The sequence below is a fragment of the Pseudoalteromonas sp. 2CM41L genome, from assembly GCF_023161905.1.
GTDB classification, from domain to species: domain Bacteria; phylum Pseudomonadota; class Gammaproteobacteria; order Enterobacterales; family Alteromonadaceae; genus Pseudoalteromonas; species Pseudoalteromonas atlantica.
This window is the reverse complement of record NZ_JALNTN010000002.1, coordinates 340,886-342,972: the sequence shown is the minus strand read 5'-3', so window position 1 is coordinate 342,972 and position 2,087 is coordinate 340,886. Positions and strand designations below refer to the sequence as shown.

At 39.6% G+C, this 2,087-nt stretch carries 6 tRNA genes; 3 read left to right on the top strand and 3 right to left on the bottom strand.

Features of this window, described 5'->3' with window-relative positions:
* Position 1: 1 nt before the first annotated feature.
* The 3 genes from MTF64_RS04430 to MTF64_RS04420 all read right to left on the bottom strand — a co-directional run bounded on the left by MTF64_RS04430 (position 2) and on the right by MTF64_RS04420 (position 406).
* Positions 2–77: transfer RNA gene (locus MTF64_RS04430), tRNA-Glu, on the bottom strand.
* A 141-nt stretch (positions 78–218) separates the two neighbouring features.
* A tRNA-Glu gene (locus tag MTF64_RS04425) sits at positions 219–294 on the bottom strand.
* 36 nt (positions 295–330) lie between these two features.
* A tRNA-Ala gene (locus MTF64_RS04420) sits at positions 331–406 on the bottom strand.
* 949 nt (positions 407–1,355) lie between these two features.
* On the opposite strand from MTF64_RS04420, the gene MTF64_RS04415 reads away from it, so the two are divergent.
* The 3 genes from MTF64_RS04415 to MTF64_RS04405 all read left to right on the top strand — a co-directional run bounded on the left by MTF64_RS04415 (position 1,356) and on the right by MTF64_RS04405 (position 1,889).
* A tRNA-Val gene (locus MTF64_RS04415) sits at positions 1,356–1,431 on the top strand.
* 146 nt (positions 1,432–1,577) lie between these two features.
* Positions 1,578–1,653 (top strand) — tRNA-Val (locus MTF64_RS04410).
* A 160-nt stretch (positions 1,654–1,813) separates the two neighbouring features.
* Positions 1,814–1,889 (top strand) — tRNA-Val (locus MTF64_RS04405).
* Positions 1,890–2,087: the final 198 nt, after the last annotated feature.

Genomic DNA, 2,087 nt, shown 5'->3' with positions numbered 1-2,087 from the left:
GTGGCGTCCCCAAGGGGATTCGAACCCCTGTTACCGCCGTGAAAGGGCGGTGTCCTAGGCCTCTAGACGATGGGGACACTAAAAAGTGTCACTAGGACAATTGATAAGTTTAACTCATATCATGAGGTGCTAAGGTAATACGTTTAATACACATAAAGACTCGAGCTTTAAGTGTTACGCTATTCTCTTGGTAAAACCACGCCTAACTATTTGTTAGATGGCGTCCCCAAGGGGATTCGAACCCCTGTTACCGCCGTGAAAGGGCGGTGTCCTAGGCCTCTAGACGATGGGGACACAGAAAACTGCTACCCTAGGACATGCACAAAGATTTGGTGGAGCTATGCGGGATCGAACCGCAGACCTCTTCGCTGCCAGCGAAGCGCTCTCCCAGCTGAGCTATAGCCCCAAACCTTTTAATACCTAACGTGTTTAACACGTTGTGTATCGCTGAGTGCGGGGCGCATTCTATGCACCCCCCAAAATAAAGTCAACAGTTTTTTATGCCACTTTATTTAAATGGTTTAATTTTCAACAAACTGGCTATCAGACATGCAAAAAAATACAATTTCGACAAAATTTGGCCTGTACTTCATCTCACAGTACTATAAACAGGTTAATTATCTATTTATACCTCGTTGATGAAGTAATAATGTTTAACATAAAAGGTATACATTTATATGCAAATTGAGTTGGGGTTAAAAAAGTACTAAAACCAAGGCTAAACCCCGCATTTAAGTGTGTTATTAAAATGCGAGGGCTCTATTCGATAACCTTATTATTAAATGCTCAACCCTTCCCTTTTTAAGTTGCTTGTACACACATATAAAAATTGAAGTGAATTAGGCCGTCGTTAAAAGTGCTAGCAAATAATTTCGTGCTGTTTTTAAACACTATGTTCCAGTTTGGGTAATAGGCTCTATTTTGTTGTCATTGTGCCAAAACCCATGGCGTTAATTAAAGTTTATTCGCACTAATGGCAATACAGATAACTGCTTATGCCCTTACCTTTTAAAAAGTACCGTATACCAGTTCAATAATTTAAAACCTTATATAGTCATAAATCTTCTTTTTGATAAAACGTCACGCTTACTGTATCAATTTCAACATCGCCTTTTATTAGCTTATTTAAGCAATGCTTTTTATTGTAAGTAAAAATAAGGCAGTCACTTAGTTCAGATTCAGCTGTTAATTTACCCTAACAACTTAAATTTGATGATAAAGTAAACGCCAACCACCCTGCACTGTTTATAAAACCTTCATTCAGCACATTTTTATCATTCAAGTGTTGACACATTTGCAACTCTATCTATAATAGCGCCCCACAACAACGCAGCAATGTAATGTTGTTTAGATGTGGGTGATTAGCTCAGTTGGGAGAGCATCGCCCTTACAAGGCGAGGGTCACTGGTTCAAGTCCAGTATCACCCACCACTTTATTAAGTGTACACATCTAAAATTCTATATGAGTTGTTAGCTCAGTTAGAAAAGAGAGCGTCACTGCTTTAAGTAAAAGAAGGTGAGGTTCACTGGTTAAAGTCCAGTACTATTATTTAATAGTAGCGTTTTAATTTATATGTGGGTGATTAGCTCAGTTGGGAGAGCATCGCCCTTACAAGGCGAGGGTCACTGGTTCAAGTCCAGTATCACCCACCACATATAAATCTATTATTATATTAATTGTCGCGTTTTAAAATTGTAATATGGGTCGTTAGCTCAGTTACAAGAAAAGAGAGCATCACCGCTTTTTATAAAAGATGGCGAAGTTCACTGGTTAAAGTCCAGTACTATCTATACAGGTAGTAGCATGTAATATGGGTCGTTAGCTCAGTTGGGAGAGCATCGCCCTTACAAGGCGAGGGTCACTGGTTCAAGTCCAGTACGACCCACCATTCTTAGAATGGTGCATATTACACAAATCTAAATGGGTCATTACTCAGCTAGAAAAAGAGAGCATTACCGCTACTTCCAAGTAACGGCGAGGTTCACTGGTTAAAGTCCAGTACTATTTATTTTAATAGTAGCGTTTTAATTTATATGTGGGTGATTAGCTCAGTTGGGAGAGCATCGCCCTTACAAGGCGAGGGTCA